The organism is Deinococcus cellulosilyticus NBRC 106333 = KACC 11606, assembly GCF_007990775.1.
Lineage (GTDB): Bacteria > Deinococcota > Deinococci > Deinococcales > Deinococcaceae > Deinococcus_C > Deinococcus_C cellulosilyticus.
In genome coordinates, this window is sequence record NZ_BJXB01000001.1 from 178,935 (window position 1) to 205,607 (window position 26,673).

At 57.1% G+C, this 26,673-nt stretch carries 26 protein-coding genes; 15 read left to right on the forward strand and 11 right to left on the reverse strand.

Annotated features, from left to right (window positions below; translation table 11 throughout):
• Nucleotides 1-2 precede the first annotated feature (2 nt).
• From DC3_RS00750 to DC3_RS00785, 9 genes are all read right to left on the reverse strand, one after another.
• Entirely contained in the window at nucleotides 3-437 is a 435-nt protein-coding gene (locus tag DC3_RS00750) for a type III secretion system chaperone family protein (RefSeq protein ID WP_146881672.1), read from the reverse strand.
• 108 nt (nucleotides 438-545) lie between these two features.
• Nucleotides 546-950: a helix-turn-helix domain-containing protein gene (locus DC3_RS00755; protein WP_146881673.1), complete on the reverse strand. Its 405-nt coding sequence runs from the start codon at nucleotides 948-950 to the stop codon at nucleotides 546-548.
• The gene (locus DC3_RS00760; protein WP_146881674.1) at nucleotides 947-1,342 is read right to left on the reverse strand and encodes a hypothetical protein; all 396 of its coding nucleotides are present in this window, start codon (nucleotides 1,340-1,342) and stop codon (nucleotides 947-949) included. Before DC3_RS00760 ends, DC3_RS00755 begins: the two co-directional genes overlap by 4 nt.
• A 190-nt stretch (nucleotides 1,343-1,532) precedes the next feature.
• Nucleotides 1,533-1,892 carry a DUF4180 domain-containing protein gene (locus DC3_RS29500; RefSeq protein WP_222594659.1) on the reverse strand — a complete coding sequence of 120 codons (360 nt, stop codon included), beginning with the start codon at nucleotides 1,890-1,892 and terminating at the stop codon, nucleotides 1,533-1,535.
• Complete coding sequence (locus DC3_RS29505; protein ID WP_222594660.1) at nucleotides 1,873-2,439, reverse strand: PadR family transcriptional regulator; 567 nt, start codon at nucleotides 2,437-2,439, stop codon at nucleotides 1,873-1,875. The genes DC3_RS29500 and DC3_RS29505 overlap by 20 nt, the downstream gene beginning before the upstream one ends.
• A gap of 138 nt (nucleotides 2,440-2,577) precedes the next feature.
• Nucleotides 2,578-4,296 carry a putative glycosyl hydrolase gene (locus tag DC3_RS00770; protein WP_146881675.1) on the reverse strand — a complete coding sequence of 573 codons (1,719 nt, stop codon included), beginning with the start codon at nucleotides 4,294-4,296 and terminating at the stop codon, nucleotides 2,578-2,580.
• Nucleotides 4,297-4,369: 73 nt separating this feature from the next.
• A complete protein-coding gene (locus DC3_RS00775; RefSeq protein WP_146881676.1) occupies nucleotides 4,370-5,167 on the reverse strand; it encodes a DUF6544 family protein in 798 nt (265 codons plus the stop codon).
• A gap of 235 nt (nucleotides 5,168-5,402) precedes the next feature.
• On the reverse strand, nucleotides 5,403-6,968 hold the full coding sequence (locus DC3_RS00780; RefSeq protein ID WP_146881677.1) for a choice-of-anchor I family protein: 1,566 nt from the start codon (nucleotides 6,966-6,968) through the stop codon (nucleotides 5,403-5,405).
• A gap of 49 nt (nucleotides 6,969-7,017) precedes the next feature.
• Nucleotides 7,018-8,469 carry a pyruvate kinase gene (locus DC3_RS00785; protein ID WP_146881678.1) on the reverse strand — a complete coding sequence of 484 codons (1,452 nt, stop codon included), beginning with the start codon at nucleotides 8,467-8,469 and terminating at the stop codon, nucleotides 7,018-7,020.
• A gap of 134 nt (nucleotides 8,470-8,603) precedes the next feature.
• On the opposite strand from DC3_RS00785, the gene DC3_RS00790 reads away from it, so the two are divergent.
• On the forward strand, nucleotides 8,604-8,828 hold the full coding sequence (locus tag DC3_RS00790) for a hypothetical protein (protein ID WP_146881679.1): 225 nt from the start codon (nucleotides 8,604-8,606) through the stop codon (nucleotides 8,826-8,828).
• A gap of 5 nt (nucleotides 8,829-8,833) precedes the next feature.
• Here DC3_RS00790 and DC3_RS00795 read toward each other — a convergent pair whose 3' ends face one another.
• Entirely contained in the window at nucleotides 8,834-9,433 is a 600-nt protein-coding gene (locus DC3_RS00795) for a ParA family protein (RefSeq protein ID WP_146881680.1), read from the reverse strand.
• A gap of 155 nt (nucleotides 9,434-9,588) precedes the next feature.
• Between DC3_RS00795 and DC3_RS00800 the strand changes: the two genes are divergently transcribed.
• The 12 genes from DC3_RS00800 (at nucleotide 9,589) to pdxY (ending at nucleotide 22,651) form a co-directional block, all read left to right on the forward strand.
• Nucleotides 9,589-9,909, forward strand: coding sequence for a hypothetical protein (locus tag DC3_RS00800; protein ID WP_146881681.1), 321 nt, complete (start codon nucleotides 9,589-9,591; stop codon nucleotides 9,907-9,909).
• 496 nt (nucleotides 9,910-10,405) lie between these two features.
• Complete coding sequence (locus DC3_RS00805; protein WP_146881682.1) at nucleotides 10,406-11,407, forward strand: phosphotransferase enzyme family protein; 1,002 nt, start codon at nucleotides 10,406-10,408, stop codon at nucleotides 11,405-11,407.
• 197 nt (nucleotides 11,408-11,604) lie between these two features.
• Complete coding sequence (locus DC3_RS00810) at nucleotides 11,605-12,465, forward strand: AfsR/SARP family transcriptional regulator (RefSeq protein ID WP_186815748.1); 861 nt, start codon at nucleotides 11,605-11,607, stop codon at nucleotides 12,463-12,465.
• A gap of 469 nt (nucleotides 12,466-12,934) precedes the next feature.
• Nucleotides 12,935-14,167: a DUF4388 domain-containing protein gene (locus tag DC3_RS00815; RefSeq protein WP_186815749.1), complete on the forward strand. Its 1,233-nt coding sequence runs from the start codon at nucleotides 12,935-12,937 to the stop codon at nucleotides 14,165-14,167.
• A 204-nt stretch (nucleotides 14,168-14,371) separates the two neighbouring features.
• Nucleotides 14,372-15,685, forward strand: a complete 1,314-nt coding sequence (locus tag DC3_RS00820) for a TolC family protein (RefSeq protein ID WP_146881685.1) — start codon at nucleotides 14,372-14,374, stop codon at nucleotides 15,683-15,685.
• Nucleotides 15,682-16,725 carry a TolC family protein gene (locus tag DC3_RS00825; protein ID WP_146881686.1) on the forward strand — a complete coding sequence of 348 codons (1,044 nt, stop codon included), beginning with the start codon at nucleotides 15,682-15,684 and terminating at the stop codon, nucleotides 16,723-16,725. The genes DC3_RS00820 and DC3_RS00825 overlap by 4 nt, the downstream gene beginning before the upstream one ends.
• Nucleotides 16,722-18,089, forward strand: coding sequence for an efflux RND transporter periplasmic adaptor subunit (locus DC3_RS00830; RefSeq protein WP_146881687.1), 1,368 nt, complete (start codon nucleotides 16,722-16,724; stop codon nucleotides 18,087-18,089). Before DC3_RS00825 ends, DC3_RS00830 begins: the two co-directional genes overlap by 4 nt.
• Complete coding sequence (locus DC3_RS00835) at nucleotides 18,086-18,775, forward strand: ABC transporter ATP-binding protein (protein WP_146881688.1); 690 nt, start codon at nucleotides 18,086-18,088, stop codon at nucleotides 18,773-18,775. Before DC3_RS00830 ends, DC3_RS00835 begins: the two co-directional genes overlap by 4 nt.
• Nucleotides 18,772-20,067, forward strand: a complete 1,296-nt coding sequence (locus DC3_RS00840) for an ABC transporter permease (protein WP_146881689.1) — start codon at nucleotides 18,772-18,774, stop codon at nucleotides 20,065-20,067. Before DC3_RS00835 ends, DC3_RS00840 begins: the two co-directional genes overlap by 4 nt.
• Before the next feature lie 12 nt (nucleotides 20,068-20,079).
• Entirely contained in the window at nucleotides 20,080-20,697 is a 618-nt protein-coding gene (locus tag DC3_RS00845; protein ID WP_146881690.1) for a hypothetical protein, read from the forward strand.
• Nucleotides 20,698-20,953: 256 nt separating this feature from the next.
• Nucleotides 20,954-21,733 carry a DUF6683 family protein gene (locus DC3_RS00850; protein WP_146881691.1) on the forward strand — a complete coding sequence of 260 codons (780 nt, stop codon included), beginning with the start codon at nucleotides 20,954-20,956 and terminating at the stop codon, nucleotides 21,731-21,733.
• An 18-nt stretch (nucleotides 21,734-21,751) separates the two neighbouring features.
• The gene (gene pdxY / locus DC3_RS00855; RefSeq protein WP_146881692.1) at nucleotides 21,752-22,651 is read left to right on the forward strand and encodes a pyridoxal kinase PdxY; all 900 of its coding nucleotides are present in this window, start codon (nucleotides 21,752-21,754) and stop codon (nucleotides 22,649-22,651) included.
• Between the two features lie 52 nt (nucleotides 22,652-22,703).
• On the opposite strand, the gene DC3_RS00860 is transcribed toward pdxY, so the two are convergent.
• Entirely contained in the window at nucleotides 22,704-23,282 is a 579-nt protein-coding gene (locus DC3_RS00860) for a cupin domain-containing protein (protein ID WP_146881693.1), read from the reverse strand.
• A 278-nt stretch (nucleotides 23,283-23,560) separates the two neighbouring features.
• On the opposite strand from DC3_RS00860, the gene DC3_RS00865 reads away from it, so the two are divergent.
• Together DC3_RS00865 and DC3_RS00870 are read left to right on the forward strand one after the other, a co-directional pair.
• On the forward strand, nucleotides 23,561-23,920 hold the full coding sequence (locus DC3_RS00865; protein ID WP_146881694.1) for a hypothetical protein: 360 nt from the start codon (nucleotides 23,561-23,563) through the stop codon (nucleotides 23,918-23,920).
• Between the two features lie 123 nt (nucleotides 23,921-24,043).
• Nucleotides 24,044-26,362 (forward strand): glutamine--tRNA ligase/YqeY domain fusion protein, encoded by a 2,319-nt coding sequence (locus tag DC3_RS00870; RefSeq protein WP_146881695.1) that lies wholly within the window; start codon nucleotides 24,044-24,046, stop codon nucleotides 26,360-26,362.
• The last annotated feature ends 311 nt before the right edge of the window (nucleotides 26,363-26,673 follow it).

A 26,673-nucleotide genomic window follows, 5' to 3' on the forward strand; every position in this document is an offset into this window, starting at 1 on the left:
AATCAGCTCTTGATGGTGTGCTGTTCCAGGGTGGCGTAATCGTCCTGGAAGTGCATCAGCACGCCACTGAACAGGGTGTCGAAGGTGGTCTGGGGGAATTCGCTGAGGGTGGGGTAGAAGCCCACGTACTCCAGCCACACGTTGCCATCGCTGTCCAGTGAGCGGGAGAAGGCACGTTCGCGGTTGCGGGCATTGAGCAGGTTCAGCACTTCACCCTGGCGGTGCTCATAGGTTTTCTGGGTCACGCAGGTGATTTCCAGACGACTGGTGTCCTCTCCGGTGTCTGCAAGGCTGACCAGAACGGCAGCGTCGCCCATCTCGAACTTCCAGCCCATGCGGATGAAACGCTGGCCATTGTTGTCCTGCAGTTCCAGGTGCACTTCTTTTTCTTTCAGGTACTTCACGATGGTGTCAAGGGTGAGCAGGGGGGTGGTCATGTGGGTCCTCCAGAGGAATGTGCCAGTGAAGTGGCAATGAGAGGTCTTGCCCTGATGTGAGTCAATCAGAGTGAAATAAAGGCCAGTGTTGAAGTGTTGAAAAAGGGTTCAGGTGGCCCGGATGGGCTCCCCTCCCTCTTCGGGGATGAGTTCGATGACCACCCGGTAACCGAGGGCCGTGGCGAATTTCACCAGGGTCTGGATGCCCAGCGTTTCACCGGAAGCCTGGATCTGCACCACACGCGGCTGAGAAACACCCACCCTGGCGGCCAGTTCGCGGGTGGACATGCCACGCAGTTCTCTGGCTTTCTCGATGAGCCTTCCCGCTTCACGCAGGGTGATTTCGGTCTGCACGGTTTCGCGGAGTTCTGTGGGCGTCCAGGAACGGAGCTGGGACATCTTGGGAAAATCCGAGGGCTGGGCCTGACTGAACAGGGACATCAGCTCCAGACTTGGGTTTTCGTCCAGATCGGCGATGTCTTTGAGGCGGCGCACGATGTCCTCGGTGCTCACAGGGACCGTGCTCCGTCCAGCACATCTCTGCCCTGCAAATCTGCACTGCGCACTGCTGCACAGCCATTGAGCAGTTTCATGCTGGCCCGTCCGTGGTCGCTGGTCTCGGCGTGAACCAGTACCACCTCTTCAGGGTTGCGCCAGTAGAAATACACCCGGGCGCAGGCCTTCTGGTTTTCTGCGTCGGTGCGCAGTTCAAACAGTGGAGAGCCCTGAATGGAATGCACATAACGACTTTTGGAGCCGTTGATGTACAGGTCCTCGCACATGGCGAGGCAGGCATTGACCGCTTCGTGCTTGCTTGCCTCTGCCATTTTCAGCAGGTCCTCGATGATCAGAGGCTGGCTTCTGCGCTGTTGCGGATGCCGGGCAAGGAAAGAGCGAATGGTCATGCGATAAGCTTACTCTTATCGGGGTGATAAGTCAATCCTTATCAGAAGTGGTCAGCAGTCAGCCCTCAGCAGTCAGCAAAAACAACGACAACTGCAGTTTCTCTGAAGAACTTCAGCATGAAGTCACAGAAAAACCCTGTCTCAGCAGGTTCAGGCTGGACAGGGTTTCTGGCTTGAATTGTGCCTCAGGTTAGCCCAGCAGCCAGTTTTCTGCTGCCTCACGGGTCTCAAACACCCGAAAAGCCTGCCCTTTGTTGGCTTCAGAGACCATTTCACGGAAGCGCAGGTGCTGTCCCTCCTGGTCTGCCAGAACCACTGCTGTTTTCATGTGGTAATTGATGAATTTCTGCAGCATGGCTCCCGCCACTCCAGTCTTAAGCTGAAAAAAGTCTTCTGATAAGGCTTCTGCATGGAGCAGGAGCAGGCCTGTCTGCTGTTCCATTCCGAGCGCCACCAGATCCAGTGCATCTTGCTCTGAACCCAGCAGAGGGCTGGAAGAAGTCACTTCGATGTATTTCTGGTTTTTGTGTTCAATCACCTGATGGTTCATGGGGGTTCTCCTTGAGGTTGAGCAGGTTCTTTCTGACCCGACTGACCCAGTCGAGTTCGTTGTGGTACGAGGTGATCAGGCTGTCACGCATCATCTCCCACAGCAGTTTTTCTCTGGAGGTTCTGGCGGGAACATCGCTGTTTCTGCGCATCTGTTCCTGCACGGTGCGCAGCCCGACTTCCAGTTCGTCTTCGTAACGCTGGATCAGGTTCAGCAGTTCCTGGTCTTCAAGCTGGTCTGCCCAGGCCAGTTGAACCAGAAAGGGTTTTTTGAATTCTGGCAGTTCGATGTCGCCCAGCACCCACTTTCGCAGGGCTTGCTGTCCCTCTTTTGTGAGGTGGTAGAGCTTTTTCGAGGGTGCCCCTTCCTGATGCAGGGTTTCGCTGGTCACCAGCCCCTCTGCCGAGAGTTGAACCAGGGCTTTGTAAATCTGGTTGTTGTTGCCCGACCAGTGCATGAGCGTGGAGCCTTCAAAGAATTTCTTCAGGTCGTATCCTGTACAGGGTTTCCAGCTGAGCAAACCCAGAATGGCATGGTTGATCGACATGATGCCCTCCTAACATATGTTAAGAGTAACATATGATTCTCTGAACTGCCTACGTCATGTGGCGGGTGAGGTCAGCCCAGCACTGCCATCAAAAAACCAGGAAGGGAGAACTTTCCTGGCTGCACTGCAACACAAACCTCAGCTTTTCCAGCCAATCCTGAAGGCCTGAAAACGAGATGGAGGAAGTCGGACTTCAAAAACAGCCACATCCCCTTCCATGCCCTGTGCATGCAACATGCTGCCCGAGAGGAGGTCGGTCAGGGTCTCCCCTCCTGGCACGCGCACCCTCCAGCTTTCAGGACGTCTGGCAAACGATTCCAGCACAAAAACCCCACTGTCATAACAGAAGAGGCCCACATCACCGGGGCCATCCAGTTGCACAGGCAGACCTTGACCCAGCACCTCCCTGAGGGCACCCAGCACCAGAGGGGGCAATTTTGGCAATTCGGCAATGTGGTCTGGCACCGTCAGGGTGTACAGTTTTCCACGGGAATAATTGTCATACATCAGGAGGGAAATGTTGTTTTCCCCATTGAACCCTGCGATCACCTGCCAGGTTCCGTTGGTGCAGTAATCCAGGACCGGGAACAGCACCCTGTGATCCCCGTTCTGGAAGGTCCTGAAAGTGCAACTGTGCGTGTCTTTTCCGTAAGCCTGCACCTCCAGCTTTTTGCCTGTCGGGGTCAGGGTGGTCATGGATTCAATGCCCCTCCCCTGCATGCGTTCCAGAAATCCAGAGGTCATCACCACATTCCCGCCGTTTTTCAGCAGGGTCTGGATTTTCTGCAGGACCCCACTGTCCTGCGCAGAGGTGGCCGTCACCAGAACACACGCCGCCTGCTCGGGGAAATGGGGGGTGGGTTCAATGGGAATTCCAGCCATCCCGAGGTAATTGTAAAGGTGGTCTTCTCCTTTGCCCTGGTGGGGATGGTAGGCCCAGACGCCCAGAGGCCCTCCAAGTTCAGCTGCAATGTGGTCCAGTTTTTCCAGTTGAAACCCCAGGGGAGGCACATGCACAGAATCCCGAAGCAGCCCGTAACAGAACAGGGTCAGTTCTCTGGCCTTGCCAAAAACCGTGAGGTAGGCCTGTTCCAGATAATGGTCCAGAAAACTGCAGTCGAGGTTGTCAAACCATCCTCCTCCATTCTGACCAGGCTTCAGGTGTTCCATCCAGCGCAGAAGCGAATAGGAGGCGTAACGGGGTATATGCTGCTGGCTTGTTTCAGGGTCGCGGGTTTCCGTTCCGGTGTACACCCCATCAAAAAGCCCTGGCTGGGTGAGGGTGTTGTATCCGGTCCCTTGGTACGACTCGATCCAGTTGGGGTATTTGATGATCATGCGGCTCCGGGGGTTCACCCTCCTGGCCGCCTTCATGACCAGATTTTCCGAGACCTCGGTCATGCGTTCCAGACGAAATTCAGCCCAGCTTCTGTCCCCTTTCTGTTCCAGACAGCTGTCACAGGCGCAATTGTTGAAGAAGAAATCATCGAAGATGACCTCATCGAACACCGAGGCTGCTTTTTCCACCTCTGCCTGAAATTTTGCTCTGGACCGCTCATCGGTGTAGCAGATGCCTCCAAACAGGCGTCCGTAGCCTGCCCGGTAGGTGTCTGGAAGGGTGGGGGTGATGCCTCCAGACACCTCAATGCCCCTCGATTCAAAAAAGGCTTTCAGGTGCAGCAGGTCTGCTTTTTCAAGGCTGATGTCTCCACGGTGGCTCTCCAGATACACCTTGCTGAGTTTCAGGTGGTTCTGGAAAAAGGCCAGATCCTTCTCAAGCTGCTGTTCGGTGATGTGCAGAAGGTCAGGTGCGGGACAGTACAGGGCCAGTTTGAAGTTCTGGTAGGCTGCGGTCATGGTTGCTTCCAGTGTGATCTGAAAAGCCTTTCATGCAGGCAGTTGTCTGGTGGAATGGCCTTTCCAGCACGTTTCAGAGTTCTGCCCCAGGACCTCCAGCAAAAGACAGATTGAATTTGACGTGCTGCACCCGAAACTGTGCCCAGGGCACCCTGTCGTCAAACCAGATCACCTTTCCCACAGTCGGGAAAAGCTGTCCATTCAGGGGTTCCCATTGCACAGATTCATTCAGCCACAACGTTCTGGATGGGCTGTCCGCAGCTTTGTAGCGCATGGACTCCATCAGGGTGAGCAAGCCCGACCCTGGATCAAAGCGCACCACAAAAGTCTCGGTCTGGTCTTCAAAAGGCACCCTGAGCAGGGCAGTGCTGGCATCCACAGGCTCCCACTTCACCCGGGGATCGGTCACCCACAGGGCAGGAAACCAGATGGCCTCGGCCCACAGGGCAAGGTTTGCGCCCTGGTTCACTTTTGGCTCTTTCTCGGTCACCCCAGAGGGGAGTTCCATGCGGCCCTGTCCGTGTGCATACACTTCTTTCACGGTCATGATGCGGATGCCATACCAGGTGACTTCCATGTCGTGACGGTAGCCGTACCCCGTCCGGTGCAAAAAGCGAAATCTTGCCGGAAACCGGATGCCTCCCAGCCGCAGATGGGCCAGACCCGTGATTTCAGCCGTCTGAATCTGCGGGACCTGATTTCCATAAATCTTGCGGAAAAACCGCTCCACAGGAGCAGGAAGGTCTGCAGGCAGAGGCAACGGGTTGACCTCTGTTGCTGCAGAAGAGGCAGGATAAGGCGCAGAAGGCACCAGCAGACCACCGTACAGGAAAGCTCCAAGGACCAGAAGCCAGACCACCACTTTGAACATGGCGTTCACCCTTTCCAGGCGACACCTGCAGCTCTGGATTGGAGCAGGCCGCCCGATTTTTCACCATAAGCCTGCTGTGAAATCAGGAGCAAGGACAATGGTCAGGGATGGCTTCCTCAGAATTCAAGTTGCAAAATCCACATCAAAATCCTTCTTCTGTAGATCAGCCATGAGTCCAGACATCAGGACAAAAAAAGATCGGGCCTTTTAAAGGCCCGATCCTTCAAAACATGCTTTACTGCAGGGTTTTCTGCACGTTCACGATGCTGATACTGCCCTCAGGGTCCACGGTGTAATCGTCACTGGGTTCCGCCTCATTGGCGACCAGAACGTACTTGCCGTCCGGTGTGAAGGTCAGCATGTCTGGCAGGGCACCTACAGTGGCCTGTCCCTTCAGGTTGCCCTCGGCATCAAAGAAGACCACCTTGCCTGCGTCGGTTTTGACTTTGGCCTGAACCGCCACGGCCACCAGCCCACCCCGCACGGCCACACTGTTGGCAGATTCACCGTAGGTGTCCAGTGCCCATTGTTTCAGGGCACTGGGTTTGCCGGGGTCTTTGAAGTCCAGCACATCAATGGTCTTGCTGTACCCATTCACCACAAAAAGGCGTTTGCTGGCCTTGTCGTAGGCGACAATTTCCGCTGCACCTTTGTCCAGCACAGATTTGCCGTTCTCTGTGAAGATGTGGCGGCCTTTCAGAGTCAGTTTGCCTGCATCTGAAACGGTGTAGGCGGTGGTGCTGCCACTGACCTCATTTCCCACCACCAGCAGGTTTTCACCATTGGGGCTGTCTGCAGCAGGGATGAAAAGCACCCCTTCTGGACCCAGGTCACTGGTGCCTGCGAAGTTCTTCAGGTCCTCATTGAAATCCCGGTTGTTGGTGTGGTCCACAAAGACAGGTCTGGTGGGGTCGCTCACATCAAAGGTCATGATGCCCCCCTGACGTTCCAGACCCACGAAAGCAAAGGTCTTCCCGGCAATCTCTGCAGTGGTCACCCCTTCTGGTTCGGCGCCTTTGTTGTCACTGCGGTTGTCGATGGTGTTGCTGGTGTGGTTGGCATTGAAGTTGGCAGCATGTTTGAGGGCCACCTGCTGCTCGATGGTGTCTCCGGTGTCACTGACCTGTTTGCCCTCTGCGTTCCAGATGCTGATGCTGCGGGCCCCAAAAGCATAAAGGGTGCTGTATTTGCCGTCTTTCTGGCCGAGGGTGGAGGTGACATTCAGACGGGCCAGGGCTGCGGTGTCATCGGCAGTGAAGTTCGCAGGGTCAAGAGCCAGTTTGGAAACAGAGGTTTCCTCCTTGAAATCGCCCCATTCTCTGGCGTCCCCTTCATTCGCGGTCACCAGGTAGGTCTTTCCGGCCACCTGAAAGCTGGCAATGGCGTCTGGCTGGTACATGCCCTTCACCTTCACCTTCTGGATTTTGATGGTTTTGTCGGTGTCGCTGACATCCATGCCTTTCCCGGTCAGGCTGTGGTCCTTGTAGCCCAGCGGCACAATTTCACGGATGGTGCCACTGGGAATGTCCAGCACAGCCAGGGCATTGTTTTCCTGCAGGGTGACCCAGGCGGTTTTTGAGTCTGCACTGACGGCAATGTACTCGGGCTCCAGGTCCTGGGCCACCGTGGGGTCGTTCTTGCCAAAGAGGCGCACCCCGGCGGTCTTCAGGGCTTCTGCCCTGCCATTGAAGCCATTGAATTTCGCGTGGGTGACAGGCTGGGTGTCCACAATGGGCAGGGGAGCATTTTGCTGGCAGGCCACCAGCAGGGACAGAGAAATCAGGCAGTGGGACAGTTTCATACGGGCTTCATGAAACCATGCGTGTGTCAGGCGCGGGTTTGCTGGCACATCATGGGGCCTGCCCGGCCAGCCTGAGTCTGCGAAGTTGCGCAGTTTTCTTGTGCTGATGGGCCTGCATCCGGCCAAAGACATCCTGCAGAACGTCCATGGCCTGCACCACACAGGGGCCTTTGTTGAGCATCACGCATTCGGCACGCTCTGCCATCGCAGCGTCGGTGATCTCGGCACGGGAGGGAACCCCCTCTTTGACCAGACTTTCAAGCACCTGTGTGGCCCACACCACCGGGATGTGGGCAGCCTCGCACAGCCAGAGGATTTCCTCCTGCACCTCGGCCAGACGCTCAAATCCGACCTCCACGGCCAGATCTCCACGGGCAATCATGACACCTGTGGGCTGGTGGGAGGCTGCCTGCACCATCAGTTCCGGGAGGTGACGCACCGCAAGGCCGGTTTCGATTTTCAGGATGAGGCCCAGGTCAGGTCTTTCCAGACGGTTCAGGTGCTGCTGGAGGGACTGCACGTCCTCAGGGGTCTGCACAAAGGAAAAAGCCACCAGATCGGCATGTTCCACCACAAAAGGCAGATCCAGCACGTCTTTGGCGGTCAGGGCTGGAATCAACAGGTCGAGATGGGGGAAATTGATGCCTTTTTCTGCCTTCAGTTTGTACCCTTTGGACCGGGTCTGCTTCACCCTGAGGCAGATGCGGTCTGGCAGGACCTCCTCCACCACACAGCGCATTTTGCCATCGTCAAACCAGACCTCGCTGCCCACCTCGAGGAGTTTCAGGGCCTCGGGCAGACTGCACCAGACGGCAGGTGCAACGGGGTCACTGGCGTCTTTCGCGTACAGGTTGAGGACATCTCCAGATTTCAGGCGTTTCTCTGTGCCTGCGAGGATGCGGCTGGTTCGCAGTTTTGGCCCTCCAAGGTCCATCACAATGCGGCAGGAGCGTCCAAGTTCACGGGCATGGGAACGGACCTGCTCCACCATCTGCAGCCACACGGTTTCATCGTCGTGGGCCAGGTTGATGCGGGCCACATCCATGCCGTGCTCCAGCAGGTCACGAACCAGTTGAGCATCTGTGGCGGCCTCGGTGGGTAGGGTCACCATGAGCCTCACCCCGGTGCCTGTGCTGGCCTCACCGAGCAGTTCAAGGGTGTTGCTGCGCAAGAGTTCAGAGCCCTCGCCCCATGATGCAGAAGCAGGATGGGTGTAAGGTTCTCCCGTCAGGGCATGAAGGGTGGCCAGCACAGCCTGCAGCTGCAACAGAACCCTGGATTCACTGCGGCCCAGGGTGGACAGGCCATAACGGCCCAGTTCCTGTTGCAATTCACGCAGGTCCATGCGCCGCAAAGCCAGATAAGAAGCCAGATTGAGGGCACTGGGCCGGAAATTTTTACGGACCAGATCAGGTTGCCAGTGTTTGAAGGTGCGCTCACCCTCCTGCTGCACCTGCTGGTGCATGTCCTGCAGAACGGCAAGCAAAGTGTGAGGGTTCATGCTCCACAGGTACCATCCGGGTGTCTGCCAGGTGTCCTGTGAAAGGTGCAGAATGCTTGAAAAGCTGCAACTGGCGCATCAGGGACATCTGCGCGCCGCAGCTCTGGTATGGTCCTCTGGGAAAAGGAGGCTGCATGGAAGCATCCCTGAAAATCATCACCGAAGACGGCCCGGAGTGGGTGGAAGCAGACCGCATCTTCGCCCTGGTGGAAGGTGGAAGGCCCCACACCTGTTATGTGCACCTGAGGGCCATCGGAAAGCACAGCCATCCCAGAATGCTGGTGGTCGAGGAGGACCTGCCTGTTGTGGACCGCCGTTTGCAGCGTTGCCTGAACCGGGAGCAGGGTGTTTCGACCTGAAATTTTCACTTCATCTGTTCGTGCAGGAAACGCCCCAGTGCTTCAAAGTCCGACCAGTAGATCCGCTGGCGCACGGCTTTCAGGTCCCGCACCAGACAGCCCTCTGTGGCGGCTTTTTCGTAGGCAGATGACCTGCGGATGCTGATCGGGGCCACAAAGTGGGTGTGCTCCTGAATCACCTGTCTTGCCTGTTCCAGATCCTTTGCAGGTTTGGGGGGTACATTCACGAAAACCACCCAGTAGGTTGCCTCCAGATCTTTCAGGGTTTCGATGGTGTGCAGGGTGCCCTGCAGGGCCAGGGCACTGGGCGTGGTGGGCACCACAAAAAGGTCGGTGTCTCTGGCAATGTCTTTCAGGCTGCGTTTTTTCGGTCTGGCCGAGGTGTCATGGATCAGGGTCTCAAAACGTTTCTTCTTGATGTCCTCGTCGTCTGAAACCACCTGAAAAGGCAGTTTCTTGCGCGAGGCCCAGGCCAGACTGGTGGGGTTCGGGTCCATGTCGATCAGCAGGGTTGGTCCCTGGGTCTGGAAGTATCCAGCGAGATGAATGGCGGTGGTGCTCTTGCCCACCCCACCCTTGAAGTTGCACACGGTGATCTGACGCATGCTGGTATTGTAGGAATTCACACGCTGGCTTTGGTCAGGTGTCAGGGAAATGTCTGCCTGAGGTCAACCCGGAACAGTCGAATCGTTTTGATTTGCATAGACAGGTTCAGAAACGCCACATCCGCCTGACAAAACCCTCAGGGTAAACTCAGCTCATGCTGGATGTCAGAGGAGCCCGCAAGCGCCTGAAAACCGCAAAAGAACTGCTTCATGACCCCACCCCCGAGCATCACCAGGAGGTCCGTGAAGACCTGCTGAATGCCTACCAGACCCTTACCACACTGGCCCATGATGTTGTTGACCTGCCCAGCAAACCCCTTCTGCTGCAGGACTTTCGCCTCAACCACAACTGGTCCAGGGACCTCATTGAAGATGCCCTGCTGTGTCTGGACGATGTGAAAACCCACCGCACCCAGCGCGAAAAACTGCTGATGACGGCAGCTGAATATGTGCGGGAAGCCTATCTGCTGATCTGAGGTGGTGCAGGGCGGTCAGCCATCAGCCGTCAGCAACAGATGACGCTGGGCTGATGCAACAGGCAACAGATCAACTGCTGGATGTGTCTGTCCTGATCTTCACGTGTTGGTTGATCGACGCCAGAAAACTGTACGTTGCTCAAGTGTCTTGACCGTCCCGTTCGCTTTGCTCGGCAAAAAGCACTGCAGTGCTTTTTGTGAACATCAATCATGGCTGATGCCATAGCACCCCAGTGTTTTTTGGGCTGATGGCTGACCGCTGACCGCTGATGGCTCCCTCCATCAACACCGCCCTTCCAGCGCTTTCAGTCTTCCCCCTACCCGCTGGTTCGCAACAGGTTTCACAGATTCTGGCGGTCCCAGGCCCATAAGATGGAGCGTGCCATTTTGCGAGAAGATGAAATTGCGTTTGAAAAAGAAAATCCCCATGCTTTCAAGGGAGCCATCTGGTGGCTGATCGACTGAATTTCTTCCCCATCCCTCTGGAGCCACGACCATGACCTTTTTTCCTGTACAGTCCAGCTTGCTGGATGCCAGAGCCCTGGTGCATCAGGTGCTCTCGGATTATGACCTTCCAGAGCCCATCAGCTGCAAGCTGTATTTGCGTGGGGACAATGACACCTATCTGGTCCAGGCCGGGGACCAGACCCATTACCTGCGGGTCTACACCCACAAAAGCGAGCAGGAATACCACCTGAGAATTGCCACCGAAATTGATCTGCTGGAGATTGCCCATGCTGCAGGTGTTCCGGTGGCCCGTGCCCTTCCTCGCAAAGATGGGAGCTACCTGAACCTGCTCTCTGCCCCGGAAGGCATCCGTCCTGCAGTGCTTTTTGAGGGGGTGCCCGGTGTACCTCCAGAGCGAAACCTCACCCCTGAACAGGCCAGAGCTTATGGGAAAGCCGTGGGGGAACTCCACAAGGCCTGGATGGTGGATCAGGTGCTTCCCCTGCCCGTGTATGACGCTGTGGCCGTGATGGAAGAACCACTCAGAAGGCTGGAGCCTTACCTGCAAGACAGGCCTGAAGATTTTGCATTTTTGCAGCGCACTGCCGATCTGGCCTCCATTTACTTCAGCCAGTTGCCGGATCACGCTGCAGCATATGGGGTGATTCACGGCGATTTGCACAAAACCAATGTGCTCATCACCGAAACTGGAGACCTCCACCTGATTGATTTCACCACCGTTGGCTATGGCTGGCGTGCCCATGAGCTTGCCGTGCTGTTGTGGTCCACCGCCTTGGTCAGTGATTTTGAACCCCGCAAGTTCCCACAGGTGTTTGAGGCCTACCTGGAGGGATACGAGTCCGTGCGTCCCCTGGACGAAGCCGAGAGAAGGGCCCTTCCCCATCTGGCCGCCGCCCAGCACCTGTGGATCATGGGGGTAGAAGTGGATCTGGTGGAAAGTGGGCGCTCAGACACCCACTGGATCACCTCACAGGGATGGCTGGACCAGTGGATCGGGTGGCTCAGGGCCTGGGTGCGCCTGCATGAATGAGCTGAAGTGCGTTTCATCAGGAGGCATCAACAGACACCTCCTGATGAAATGGTCGGTGAAAATGTGAATTTGTCTTAACAATCCTCCGTCAGAGCAGAGAAATCTACCGTTCCGTACAATGGTCTCAGGAATTTACAGCTTTACAGGCTTCTCAGGCTGCCCGATTCATGGCAGCAGACCTCCACGGAAGGTGCGCCATGCACGAATTTCACATTCTGACCCTCGGGACGGCGCAGGTGCAGCATCTGCAGCAGGACGTTTCCTTTCACTCTGAAAGTGCCCGGGACATCCTGTTCTACCTGCTGAGTCACCCAGAGGGGCGCAGCAAAGGGGACCTGCTGAGGGACCTCTGGGAGGAAGAAGCCACCCCCGCAGTCAACAACCGCCTGCGGGTCAACCTGCACCGCATCCGCTCTGCCCTGGGAGCCACAGGGACCCTTCGGGAACAGCAGGGGCGGTTGCAGCTTGCTCCTGAGGTCTTGCAATCCAGTGACCTGCACCAGTTCTACACCCTGGTGAATGAAGCCCAGTTGCTCGGTGGTCAGGCCCGACTGGACAGGCTCCATGAAGCCCTGAAGCTCTGTCAGGGTCCTTTCCTGGCAGGTTTGCAGGGAAGCTGGATGGAAGAGGCCCGCGAACAGCATCAGCAGGCTTACCTGAAGGTGCTGATGGAGGTTTCTGATCTGCACTGCCTCACCCGCGACTGCCTGCCTTCGGTGAATGCTCTCCATCAGGCCCTGAAAACGGACCCGTTTCTGGGGGAAAACCACCACCAGCGCCTGATGGCCTGTCTGGCCGTTGCCCAGGACCGCTATGCAGCAATCGCGCACTACCGCCGCTTCCTGCATTTCCTGAAGCAGGACATCGAAGACACTCCCATGTTGGAGACGGTGCAGCTCGCTGAAAGCATCAAGGCAGGTCAGGGCTGTTGCCCCCGAGATCCTGCTGCTTCTGCAACCCTGCCTCCCCCTGTGAGTTGTCCTTTTGGATTCCAGAATGGCTGTCAGTTCCAGGCTGTGCCGGGTCTGGAACATCTGCAGGAAATCCCCGTCAACTGAACTTCAACCCACCAACTGGCCTTTCCTTTGATCTGGAAGAGGCCAGTTTTTTGCTTTCCCTCTGGGAGGTTGAACACAGAGGTGATGAACTGCAACCTTATGTGGTCCAGGACCTGCTGTCATCCAGAATGGTTTTTGCGTGATTTACAGGACCTGCATCCATCAGAATGGTAACAGTTTGAATGCATATCATTACACTCTTTACGCTTTCATGACATAAGTATTGGGCAACACAATTCAACGGAAACAATCAACCAAAAACCAACTTTTTCATATATAGTGAACCTATAAGATTGACCTCAAATGTCATTAAATGGTAACAGTCAGGGTATCATGTGTAAATTATCACTTACAAGGATTAATTGTAATCACGCTTTCATAACAACTTTGACATCGATTATTTTATCTGATAGTTTCATATACATGAAACGCAGAGGATCAACTGTGAGATCAAATGAAGGGGCAATCGATGTCTAATGCCATCCTGGCTCCTGTTCCTCATCTGCTGTTGATTTCTGAGATTGCCCAGATGCTGCAGGAAAAGCTCAGGCAATCGGTGGCCTCTGCAAGCAAATGGCTGGTCCATTCCTGCACCCACATGGATCAGGCCCTGCAAATGGATTTCCCACAGGGTCCAGACCTGGTGGTGCTGGAAGTGCCCTCCCAGGGCAAGGGGCTGTCTTCCCAGCTGGATCAGGCCCGCACCCTCTGGCCACACAGCGCCTACATGCTCTTCACCTCGAATCCAAAACTGGATGTTCTGGACCTCAAAAATCAATTTGAGGACATCACCATCCTGCAAGCCCCGGACCTGCGCACCCTGTGCTCCAGCATCGAGCAACACATGAAAGCCACCTTTCCCTTCAGCGGGCAGGAGCTTTCCCTCACGGAGGTGCTCAAGCTTCTGGCCCGTCAGAAAAAAAGCGTGATGGTGCGGGTCCATGCTGGACACCACTGGGGCCGCCTCCATCTGGAACAGGGCATCCTGATCGACGCAAAAGTTGAATCCCGACCTGCCCAGGGTTACGAAGCGGCTTTGGAGATGCTGTCCTGGCATGGGATCAAGGTGTTTCTGGAACGCCTCCCCGCCCTTCTCCCGCACCCGATCAACCCTGAACTTGCCACCCTGTTGCTGGAAGATGCGGCACCTTCCGGCACCCCTGATCACGCCGCAATCCCACAGGAGGGCTCACAGGACCCCATGTTCTTCAAACGACCCACCCGACGGGCCATGGACCCACCAGGCCCCGAAACCCCACAGCCACCGTCCCAACCCGAGCAGGAACCTGTTCCGTCTTCTCCTGCTGCAGAAGCAGCCCCTGTCAAAAGTGAGGTTTACAACATGGCCAGCATCAAAGAAACCCTGGAATCTTCCCTGAGCACCATCGACGGAGCCACCGCCGCAGCCCTGGTGGACTACAACAGCGGAATGGCCCTCGGCACTGCCGGAGGGGGCATGAATCTCGAACTCGCCGCCGGAGGCAACACGGACGTGGTCCGTGCGAAACTGCGCACCATGAAAAGCCTGGGCATCCAGGGACAGATCGAGGACATCCTGATCACCCTGGACAACCAGTACCACATCATCTACCTGATTCCCAACACCCCCCTCTTCCTGTACCTCGTGCTGCAGAAAGACCGGGCGAATCTGGCCCTGGCACGGTACAAACTGAAGTCTCTGGGTGGGGAACTGAAAGTTTGATGGCTGGGCATTGATCCCTCTTTTTTGCTGCAGGAGAATTGATTCTCCTGCAGTTTCTGTTGAACCTCTTTTTGCAAGACCCCTGAGAAGGTCTCACCTCAAGCTGCTGTCTTCCGCACATGATTGGACCCTCCATCAAATCTCCACACAGATTCCACTGCCCCTCCACCACCCGGGGCCAGACTGGGACGTGGAGGTAAGAATGTGCGTGTTACACGTCCCCTGACCCTGCTCCTCCTGATGGGGTCCCTTCACAGCCTTGCGGCTCCGGTGACACCGCAGGACATCCTGAACCTGATTCCCGCTTCTCCTGCCGGACAGAACCTGGCGCTCAGTGAACAACAGGCCCAGCAGACCCTCAATGCAGCACAGGCAGCCCTGGATCTGAAAGTCACTGCAGGTGGCAATTATTCGCTGAACACCACAGATTTCACCAGCACCCAGCAGAGCGGGAGTATCAACCTGGGGGTGTCTCTGCCCGTACTGCCCTGGGGAAGTGCTTTTGACAGCCTGAAAACCACCCAGCGCAATTACAAGGCAGCATTGCTGGACGCTCAGGACGCCCGAAACAGCCTGACCAGCAAGTTGATTTCAGGGTATTACAGCATCCTGCTGGCCGAACTGGACCTCAGACTCGCAAAACAGAATCAAAGGCTGGCAGAAGTGCAGCTTCAGGTGGTGCAGCAACAGAAAAATCAGGGCACCGCTGCCCAGGAGGCCTTGCTCCAGGCCCAGCAGAAACTCGGCACCACCCAGGTGAACACCCTGAAAGCCCAGAATGCTCTGGATGCAGCCCGGGCCACCCTCTCGAACACCCTGGGAAGGCCCATCCCTGAAGGGGAATACACGGCAGCAGTCCTCACAGGTCTGCCTGAACGCACCCTGGAGGCGTGGAACGCCCTTGCCCTCTCGCAACGCAGTGACCTCCAGAAAGCAGCCCTCAAGCTGGAAGCTGCCCAGGACGCCCTGAATCATGCCCTGGAAGACCGCTGGAGGCCTGCAGGGACCCTCTCCACTGGACTCAGCAGCGGTGCATTCGGGGTGGATGTCAGCCTGAACGTGCAGACGGGTGTGCTCAGCAGCAGTGCAAGTTATGCGTTTCAGGATGGAGGCCCTGGAGGCTACAAATTCAGCCTGTCCGCAAGCATCCCGATTGTGGACGCCAGCCAGGACGCCACCATTCAGGCCAATCAACTTGCTGTGCAGGTGGCACAGGCCACTGTGGAAAGCACAAAACAGAGCGCCCTGCTGGATGTGGCCCAGAAATACGCCAGCGTGCAGGTGGCGGCCTTGCAGGTCAAGAATGCCAGCGGTGCCCTTGCTGTTGCCGCCGAGCACCTGAAAGTCACGGAGGCACGGGTCAAGGCTGGACTCAGCACCCCACTGGACCTGACGTCTGCCCAGATCGCACTGGCACAGGCTGAAAAAGACAGAACCGCTGCAGAGGTTTCCCTGCTGACCGCCAACCTGGACCTGATGAATGCAGCAGGACAGACCTACCGAGGAGGAGTGTTGTGAGAAAAAGCATTGTGGTGATGGCCCTTCTGGCCAGCGGCTTGGCTGCTGCACAGACAAACACAACCGTGACCTTTCAGAACGTCCTGAAACTGGCCCTGGACCGGGGCACCGATGTGGCGAACCAGAAAACAGCCCTCGCCACCGCACAGACCGACCTGAAGGCCAAAACCGAGGACCCCAGCACCCTGATTCTTCCCCTGACCCAGGCCCAGCAGAGCGTGAAGCTTGAGACATTAAAGCTGGACTTTGTGAAACTGCAGGTGGCCCAGAACGTGCTGAACGCCTACCTGAATGTGCTGGAAGCGCAGGAGAACCTGAACGTCCTCAAAGCCCAGCTTGACCTCGACCAGATGAACCTGGACATCGCAAAAGCCAAGCTGGCCACCAAAAATGCAACACAACTGGACGTCAGCAAGGCCCAGAACACCTTCAACTCCAGCCAGCAGGATCACAAGAACGCCCAGGCGAATTTCCCTGTTCTGAAAGAGAAACTGGACGCATTTACAGGTGGAGCTCTGGCCAACACCTTCACGGTCAGCGAACCCCAGCTGAAAGTCACCTCCTACACCCTCAGTGACCTGCTGAAAAACGCCGAGAGCAAACTGCCCACCCTGCTGCAGAACAACCACAGCGTGACCATCGCCCAGATGAACGTGCAGTTCTCGGACAACGATTACACCCCCAGAAGCACCCTGGACAGTGCAAAAGCCACGCTGGAAACCTCACAGCGTGCCCTGGCCTCCCAGCGCACCAGCACACAGAGCAGCATCAAGGACGCTTACCAGAATGTCAGCAGCACCCAGGAGCGCATCAAGGTGAGCCAGGAGGACCTGAACAACGCCCAGGCGACCCTCAAGCAGGATCAGGCCAGGTACAAAAACGGCACCATTGCCCGCTACCAGCTCAGGCAGTCTGAAGTGGCAGCCCTGAAAGCAGAACAGACCTACCTGCAGGCCAGAGACAGTTATCTGAAAGCTGTGGCGGCCCTGGCTGTGGCCTCGGGAACAGACACCCTGAACACCCTGGGAGGCCCCCAGTGACACCCCGCACCCGGGGCTTCCTGATTGCAGGAGGCGTTGTGCTGGCCCTGGGCGCAGGTGGAGGCTGGTACTGGACCACCCAGAAAAACAAACCTGCCGAAACTGCGGTGGCCCAGATCCAGACCGCGCAGGTCACCACGCAGGATTTCCAGATCACCGTGGAGGGTCCAGGGTCCCTGCAGGCCAGCAACACCTATGCCGTGAAATCCAATGTTTCGGGAAAGGTGCAGCAACTGAAAAACGTGGGGGACCGGGTGGTGCGGGGGCAACTCATCGCCCGCATTGACCCCACCCAGTACCAGCAGGCCGTGACCGACGCCCAGATTTCCCTGCAGAAAGCCCAGCTTCAACTCGACACCCTGAAAACCAACCAGAGCAGCACCATCCTTTCTCAGCAGCAAAGCATCACCAGTGCACAGATCAGCTACGACAATGCGCTCTCCGATTACAACACCGCCGCCGCTGCCCTGAAAGCCAACCAGACCATCTACAACGCTGGAGGCATCAGTGCTCAGGCCCTGCAGGACTCGAAAAACGCCGTGCAGAAAGCAGAGAGCGCCCTGTCAAATGCGAAACTGACCCTGGCGAGTGCAAGGGAAAACCTCTCCACCAAGAGCACCACCGGACAGCAGGACATCAGGAGTGCCCAGCTTGCCGTGGATCAGGCCAGACTGTCCATCAAGACCGCCCAGGACAACCTGGCCCAGACCAAAATCTTTGCCCCCATCTCGGGGGTGATCAGCACCCTGGACAGCCCGGATGGCACCATGGTCTCTGCAAACAGTGGCGTGCTGACCTTACAGGACGACAGCAAAGTCAAGGTACCCGTGCAGGTGGATGAAACCGAGATCAGCAAGGTCAAGGTGGGACAGCGGGTGGAAGTCACGCTGGATGCCCTCCCCGACCAGACCTTTGAAGGGAAAGTCACCCAGGTGGACCCCTCTGCCACCATCTCCAACAACATTGCTGTTTTCAATGCCACGGTCACGCTGGAAAACCCGGATCGGGTGCTTCGTCCGGGCATGAGTGCAGAATCCACCATCATCACCCTGGAAGTGCCTGGCGCAATGATGGTGCCGAAAACAGCGGTGGACACGGTCAGGCGGCGGTCTTACGTCAACGTGCAGAAAGAGGATGGCAGCATCGAGGCCGTGCGGGTCACCACGGGACCCGACGATGGCAGCAACGTGGTGATCGAATCGGGCCTGGAGCCCGGGCAGAACGTGGTTCTGCCCACCACCGCTTCTGCAGCAGGTGGTCAGAACGGTCAGGGAGGACAGAACCGCCAGAACACTGGCAACAATTTCCGGGGCGGAGCAGGCTTCGGGATTCCACTTGGTGGAGGATTCGGGGGCGGCAGATGACCCCCGTCGTCGACATCCGGCAGGTCAAGAAAATCTACAAGATGGGTGAGGACACCTTTGAAGCCCTCAAAGGGGTGGATGTCACCATCGACCCGGGTGAAATGGTCTCCCTGATCGGACCTTCTGGATCTGGCAAAACCACCCTGATGCAGATCATTGGTTTGCTGGACCGTCCTTCTGCAGGTCAGTACCTCCTCAGTGGTCAGGATGTCACCCAGCTCAGCGAAAACCAGCGCAGCGAATTCCGAAACCAGCACATTGGCTTTGTCTTTCAGGCCTTTTACCTGCTCTCCAGAATGAATGTTCTGGAGAACGTCGAGGTTCCGCTGACCTACGCAGGGATGGGAGCCCGGGAACGCAGAGAGATCGCCATGGGTCTGCTGGAAAAAGTCGGGCTTGCAGACAAATGGAGAAACCTTCCCTCTCAGCTTTCTGGGGGGCAAAAACAGCGGGTGGCCATTGCCCGTGCCCTCACCACCAACCCAAGTTTGCTGCTGGCCGATGAACCCACCGGAGCTTTAGATACCCGAACCGGCCATGAAGTGATGAACCTCTTCGAGTCCCTGAACCAGGAAGGGGTGACCGTGGTGATCGTCACCCACGAGATGGAAGTCGCAGAGCGCACCCGGCGCATCATCCGCATCCGGGATGGCAACATCGAGCGTCCGCAGGTGGAACACGCATGAGCAGCACCAGAACCACCTCCAGAACGCACCCCTCAAAGCCTTCCAGACGGAGCATCGGTCCAGGGGTGATTTTCCGCATCGCCTGGAAAGCCATCATCGGGAATCCCCTCAGGTCGGCCCTGACCGTGCTGGGGGTGGTGATCGGGGTGGCCGCCGTGGTCGCCCTGGTGATGATCGGACAGGGCTCGACCAGCAACATCACCCGATCCCTGGAGAGCCTCGGAACCAACCTGCTCACTGTCGGTCCCAACTTTGGGGGCAGAAACACCGGTGGAGGGGGCATTGTTCGATCTGGGGACCGCCAGAGCATCACCATGAAAGACGTGGAGGCCCTGCAGCGGCAACTCGGAACCCAGGTGGCAGGCATTGCCCCGGTCAGCCAGGGACGTTACCAGATCAAATTCGGCAAGAACAACCTGAATGTGCAGGTCACTGGAACCTGGCCCGATTACTCAACGGTGCGCAACTCGGCTGTGGAGAAAGGGGCTTTCTTCACCCAGACAGATGTGGATACCCGCAAACGCACCGCAGTGATTGGATATGGCGTTGCACAGGACCTGCTGACAGATGTGGACCCCATCGGGCAGAAAATCCGCATTGGTGGGATCTCGTTCACCGTGGTGGGCGTGTTGCCAGACAAAGGGGATGCTGGATTCTCCAACGCCAATTACAGCGTGCTGATTCCCCTCTCCACCTTCCAGAAACGCCTATCAAGATCCAGCACCTCCAACCCCACCGTCAGCAACATCTACATTCAGGGACCGGACCAGAAAACCCTCAAGGACCTGCAAAACACCGTCACCGAAATCATGGCCGCACAACATGAGCAGAGTGATCCAACAAGTTACGACTTCCAGGTGCAAAACCAGGCCGATGCTCTGGAAAGTGTGAACCAGGTCTCCCAGACGCTCACCCTCTTTCTGGGCGGTGTGGCTGGAATCAGTCTGCTGGTGGGCGGCATTGGCATCATGAACATCATGCTGGTTTCGGTCACCGAACGCACCCGCGAAATCGGCATCCGCAAAGCCCTGGGGGCCAAACCCAGAGACATCCTCACCCAGTTTTTGACCGAATCCGTGGTGCTCTCCGTGGGAGGGGGCCTGCTCGGGATTGCCATTGGACTGGGACTCGCAAACGGAGTTGGGAAACTCCTGAACATCACCCCCGTGATGTCGCCCACCAGCATGCTGCTGGCCTTCTCGTTCTCGGTGGTGGTCGGGGTCTTTTTTGGATATTACCCTGCCAGCCGTGCCGCACGCCTCGATCCTGTGGATTCCCTCCGGTACGAGTAAGAAAGGAAAACCATGAAAAAACACCTCCTCTTCATCAGCCTTCTGCTCCTCACCACACCCGCCCTGGCCCAGCAGAACCAGGGACAGAATCCGGGAGGACAGGGGCAACGCCAGTTCCAAATTGATCCAGCACAACGGGCCAGGATGCAGGCCTTTCAGCCTGTGCTGGACCTCTCCCGCACCCTGCGTATGCTTCCAGAACTGCACAAGCAGAAAGGGCTGACCATCACCAAAACGCAGGCCAGCAAACTGATCCCCATCATCAAAGACATCCAGACCCGCAAATCCCTGAAACCCCAGGATGCAGACGCCCTGCTCGGCAAGATTGAAGATGTGCTCACCGATCCGCAGCTGACCTGGATCGACAAACAGCAGATCCGCAGACCCGGTCAGGGAGGACAGAACGGACAGAATGGGCAGGGAGGGCAAAATGGACAGAACCGTCAGGGCGGACAATTCCAGGGCAATGGCCAGAATGGGCAGGGAGGGCAGAACAGACAGGGCGGTCAGGGAGGCAACCGTGGCTTCGGGGGCTTCCAGGCCATGATGACCGCTGCAAACCCCTTCACTGTGGACCCGTTCAAAGGACAGGTGACGGCCCTGATGGGTGTGCTGCAGAAGGTCAAATGAGGCCCTGAAACGCATTGCTGTAGGGGCGAGCCGACGGCTCGCCCCTACAGTGGTGGATTGAGATTTCTGCCACGAGGGCGCAGCGTGCTGTCTTGTGCAAAACAGGAGACCGCATCCTGGTCTCCTTGCACGCTGCGCCCCTACATGGGTGGTGACAAGTTTCTGCCTTCTGCCTTCTGCCTTCTGCCTCCTGCTGCGCTGTCACATCCAAACCTCCAAAAAAGATCTAATCTGGGATTGATCTTGTGGAGGTCTCATGAAACGATTCAAAAAAGCCATCACCGCTGGACTGGTCCTGCTGGGCATGTGGTCCGTGGCCCAGGCCCAGTTTGCTGGAGGTCTGGGAGGCAAAATCAACAACCCCATCGGGGCCACGCAGGGGCAGTCTGTGCTGAACAACCTGAACCGGGACAGCCTGTTTGGCAGGCAGGGCCAGACGGAAATCACACGTCCTGCAAACACGGCAGTCACCACGGAGCCGAAAACCGAAAACCCTCAGCTGACTTCTCAGGTGACCCGAAAAGATGCAGGTTTTACTCCTGGACCGCACATCTACCCCCAGAAGCTTGCAGCGACGCTGGACCCTTCAATGGTGGACCAGCAACAGGCAGCGGACATCTTTGAGCAACTGCTGCAGGTGTACGATGAGCAGGTGGCCTCCCAGGACGCCCGCCTGAAAAACAATGTGGTGGGGGCCATGGTGTACTCGACTTACGTCTCTTACTACATCCTGACCGGAATTGAACTGACCGAGCCCCAGCAGGAAGGTCTTTTTGCTGCCCTGAACCGCACCCTCCTTGCCGAACCCAACTTCACTTCACTGGACGACACCACCCGGCAGGAGATGTACGAGGCCCTGGTGATCACAGCCTCCACTGCACTGGGCACCTACAGCAACTCTGCCACCGATGCTTCACAACTGGACACCGCCGAGATGCTCTCGGAGTACCTGATCCAGACGATTTTCCAGCACAGCGCTGAAGAGTTGCAGTTCACGGATGATGGGGTTCAGCTCATTGAAGCGTCTTACATGTGATGGTTTATGCTGGATGCCATGACTGAAGTTTCAAGACAACAGCAGAACATCCTCTCGATTCAGTCCTGGGTTTCTTTTGGACATGTGGGGAACGCCGCTGCAACGTTCCCCCTGCAACGCATGGGGTTCAACGTGTGGGTGGTCAACACCGTGCAGTTCTCCAACCACACCGGGTACGGGAAATGGAAGGGCATGGTCTTCCCTCCCGAGCATGTGCGGGAAATCATTGAGGGCATCTCGGAGCGCACTTCCCTGGCTGAGTGCGATGCGGTGCTCTCCGGTTACATGGGAGATGCCAACACCGTGGCCGCCATTCTGGAAGCGGTGCGGCGTGTGCGGGAGGCCAACCCGAAAGCCCTTTACTGCTGCGATCCTGTGATGGGGGATGTGGGCCGGGGGGTCTTTGTGCGCCCCGAAATCCCAGACGTGATGAAGGCCCTGGCCGTGAAGGCCGCTGACATCGTGACCCCCAACCAGTTTGAACTCGAACTCCTGACCGGACACACCGCAACCACCCTGCAGGACATTCTGGCTGCCGTGGAATTGCTGCGTTCGCAGATTCACCAGGATGGACCCCGCATTGTCATGGTCACCAGTGTGATCCGCGAGGATGCCTCCAAAGACCACATTGAAACCCTGGCCGTTTCAGATGAGGGGGCATGGCTGGTTCAGACCCCCATGATTCCTCTGGACCCGCCCCGAAACGGAACCGGAGATGCCATTGCGGCCCTCTTCCTGGGGAACTACCTGAAGACCCGCGATGTCAAAAGCAGTCTGGAGAATGCGGTGTCTGCACTGTATGCGCTGCTGGACCTTACCCACCAGAGGGGCACCAGGGAGATTCAACTGATCGCTGCACAGGAAGAATACGTGCAACCGAGCCGCAAGTTTGAAGCGACACCTGTTCAGAAGTCCTGAGATTCCTGACCAAAAAGCCCTGTGAATCGTGCAGGGCTCTTTTTTGTTCGGTTCAAATCCCGTATTTCTGCATGAGCTGGTCCAGCACCCCTTTTCGAATGGCACCCTTCGCAATCATTGAAAAGAGCGGAAGCAACATGCCCAGCGGTCCTGCGGGAACGGTCCCAGAAAGGTGCACCAGGACCGCCAGATGCTGCAGGTTGATGGGGATGCCCTGGGCATTGGTCTGACCATCATTTGCCAGTCCATAACCGATCATCAGGGCCTGCTCGAATCCGGTGTGGCCCGGCACCAGTTCCACTTTGAAGGTGCACACTTCATCTGTGGTGTTGAAGAAGCGGTGCAGCACTCCAGGAGGAGCCACGGCCTTTTCTCCTGCCCTGAGGGTCAGGATTTCCTTGCCCACCTGCAGGCTGAGCTGTCCCTGCATGCACTCAAAACGCTCCTCAAAATCCCGGTGGTAATGCAGGCTGTTGCCCCCTCCCACCGCAAGCTCCACAATGACGCGGGTGCTGCTCTGCCCGGTGCGGTCTGCATGCTGCAGGAAAGTGACAGCATCTTTCTGCACAGCGTTGTAAATGCGGCGGTTTCTGGGTTTCAGGTCTTTAAGGGTTGTTGCGGTGATGTCCATGTGTGCCTCCACGGTCAGGGCATGTTCGGGTGCCTGAACTGATCTGGAGTGCAGTGTAAGCAAGGCTGCATGATTGCCTCATGGTTGGGGTTTGCTTCCCCAATGGCCTTGAAAGGCAGGGGACTCTCAAAGCCATCATCTGAAGTCGCTCTGCCTTTCAGGAGTCTGCAAGAGCAAATACAGTTAAAAAGCTTTCATGCTTGGAGGCACGGGTTCAGCAATGGTTCAGGTGGCATCATCAGGTCAGAACCTGCACTGCAGGAACGGAATGGAGACCCATGCAATCCCTCGTGACCCACCATGTGTATGATGTGCCGCTGGAAATCGCAACCAAATGCTGCCAGCTGGCAGATCTGCACCAGCCTTTCGGGCCACGGTTCCAGAGCTTCTCCAGGCGCGAACTGCTGCGAGTGGCCGATGAAGTCTTCGGGTGTGTGCCCGACAACCACGAAGATCTGGAAGAAGAGGACTTGCTGGACTGCATCACCCGCACGGCAGCAGAAAGACAGTCCCACCAGATGTTCGTGCTGCAGCTTTCCGGGAATGTGGTGCAGGGTTTTGTGCTGCTGGTGCCCGTGACAGCCCTGCCCGTGTTTCTCTCCATTCTGGAGAGCTCGAAATTGCGTCTTCAACACTAGGAATCTGTGGATCTCTGGCACCTCAGGCTGTTGATGCTGTTTGAGGGCGAGCCCTCTGCGCACACAGCCTACGGCATATGGCTTTTTCTTCTCTGGCCCGATGGTGGTATCCTGTAACGCACAATGAGCGACCTCACAGACGCCAGACACGTCAGTCCCAATTTCATCACCGAGATCATTGACAGCGACCTCTCTGCAGGGCGCTACAAGAAGGTGGTGACCCGTTTTCCCCCGGAGCCCAACGGTTACCTGCACATCGGTCACGCCAAGGCCATCTGCCTGAACTTTGGCATCGCCCTCGATTATGAGGGGCAGTGCAACCTGCGTTTCGATGACACCAACCCTGAGAAGGAGAACTACGAGTTCGTGAACTCCATCCGTCAGGATGTGGAGTGGCTCGGGTTCAAACCTGCTCAGGTGCTTTTCGCCTCGGACTACTTTGAGAAGTACTACGAGTGCGCCATCCAGCTGATCAAAGATGGGAACGCCTACGTGGATTCCGTCTCTGACGAGGAAATGCGTCAGCTCAGAGGGAATCTGGAGACCCCAGGAACCCCCAGCCCTTACCGGGACCGCAGTGTGGAGGAGAACCTCGACCTGCTTGCCCGCATGCGTGCAGGCGAGTTCCCCGAAGGTGCCCATGTTCTGCGTGGGAAAATCGACCTGGGCAGCCCGAACATGAAGCTGCGCGACCCTGTGCTGTACCGCATCCTGCACTCTGCGCACTACCATGTTGGGGAAGGCTGGCACATCTACCCCCTTTATGACTTTGCCCATCCCCTTGAGGATTTCATTGAGGGGATCAGCCACTCGATCTGCACCCTGGAATTCGAGAACAACCGGGCCATTTACGACTGGCTTCTGGACAGCCTGAAAGGCAAATGCGGCTTCCCCGAGAACCCCCGTCCCCACCAGTACGAGAATGCCCGTCTGGTGCTCGACAACACCGTGCTCTCCAAGCGCAAACTGATCATCATGGCAGAGCGGCGCTACCTGGACGGCTGGAACAAGCCTTTCGAGGCCCCAGTGATCAGTGGCTGGAGCGACCCTCGCATGCCCACCATCTCTGGAATTCGCCGCAGAGGGGTGCGCCCTGAGGCCATCCGCGAGTTCATCCGCCGGGTGGGGGTCTCCAAGACCAATTCCCGTGTGGACCTGAGCACCCTGGATGCAGCGATTCGAGATGACCTGAACTTCATCTCTCCCCGCGTCATGGCTGTCCTGAAGCCCCTGAAGGTGGTCATCGACAACCTGCCTGAAAATCATCTGGAAGAACTCGATGCCCCCTACTGGCCGCATGATGTGCCCAACGAGGGCAGCCGCAAACTGCCCTTCACCCGAGAAATTTACATCGATCAGGACGATTTCATGGAGGAGGCCGCCCCCGGATTCCAGCGCCTGACCCTGGGGGGCAAGGCCCGTCTGCGTTACGCCTACAACATCACCTGTGAGGCCATTGTCAAGGACGATGACGGCAACATCATCGAACTCTTGTGCAGTTACGACCCTGAAAGCAAAGACGGTCCCAGAGGGGTGAAAGGCGTCATTCACTGGGTCAGCGCAGAGAAAGCCGTGCCTGCAGAATTCCGTGCCTATGACCGTCTGTTCACCGTGGCCAACCCTGATGCTGAAGAGGGAGATTTCACCGATTACCTGAACCCCGATTCCCTGAAGGTCTTCAAGGGCTTTGTGGAACCCAGTGTTCTGCAGGACAGCAAAGACACCCGCTACCAGTTCGAGCGTGTGGGGTATTACTGGCAGGACCCCGAGGACAGCACTGCTGAAGGGCTGGTCTTCAACCGCATTGTGACGCTGAAGGACTCTTTTGCGGAGAAAAAAGCCGAGGGCAAGGGGCAAAAGGCAGAAGGCAGAAAGCAGAAGGCAGAAAGCAAGCCTCAGGTGAAAAACGAAGTGGTCCTGACCGCTGAAGAGCAAACCCAGGTGGATGCCTTCAAAGCAAAAGGCCTGAATGACTCTGAGGCCCTGACCCTGACCCGTGACGGGAAGCTGAGGGCTTATCTGGCCGATGCTGGAGACCAGATGTCTGTGCTGGCAAGCTGGGTGATCACCGACCTGTCTGGGGCCATCCGCGAGGGCCGCAACTCGGTGACGCTGGATCAGCTTTCAAATCTGGTCAGCAAAATCCAGAGCGGCGAAATCAGCAACCGCATTGCCAAAGATGTGCTTGCAGAAGCCCTCGAATCAGGCAAAGACCCCAGTGCCATTGTTGAGGAAAAAGGCCTGAAGCAGGTCAGCGACACCGGCGCACTGGAAGCTGTGATCCGTCAGGTGATGGACCAGAACCCCGACAAGGTGGCTGCCTACCGTGGGGGCAAAACCGGCCTGATGGGCTTCTTTGTCGGTCAGGTCATGCGGGAAACCAGAGGGCAGGGCAACCCACAACTGGTGAATGAACTGGTCGGGAAGTTGTTGCAAGGGTAAAATCCCCCTGTTCCTCGCGCTGCTCGGAACTGTCCCCCTTGACAAAGGGGGATTTTTTGTTGTCTGGGAGCACTGAGGCTTAAATCCCCCTGCTTCTCGCGCTGCTCGGAACTGTCCCCTTGTTAAGGGGGATTGCAGGTCGTCTGGGATGGCCTCCAGGTGAGTATCCCAACAACCCCCCAACGCTGACGGGGGGACCGCAGAGCGTCAGCGATGCGCGGGGGGATCTTGCCCACCACCCCCCCGCCCCTTCTGAACAACTGTTCACACCCATTGACGCACTGCTCAACAGGGGGTACTTTCAGAGGAAG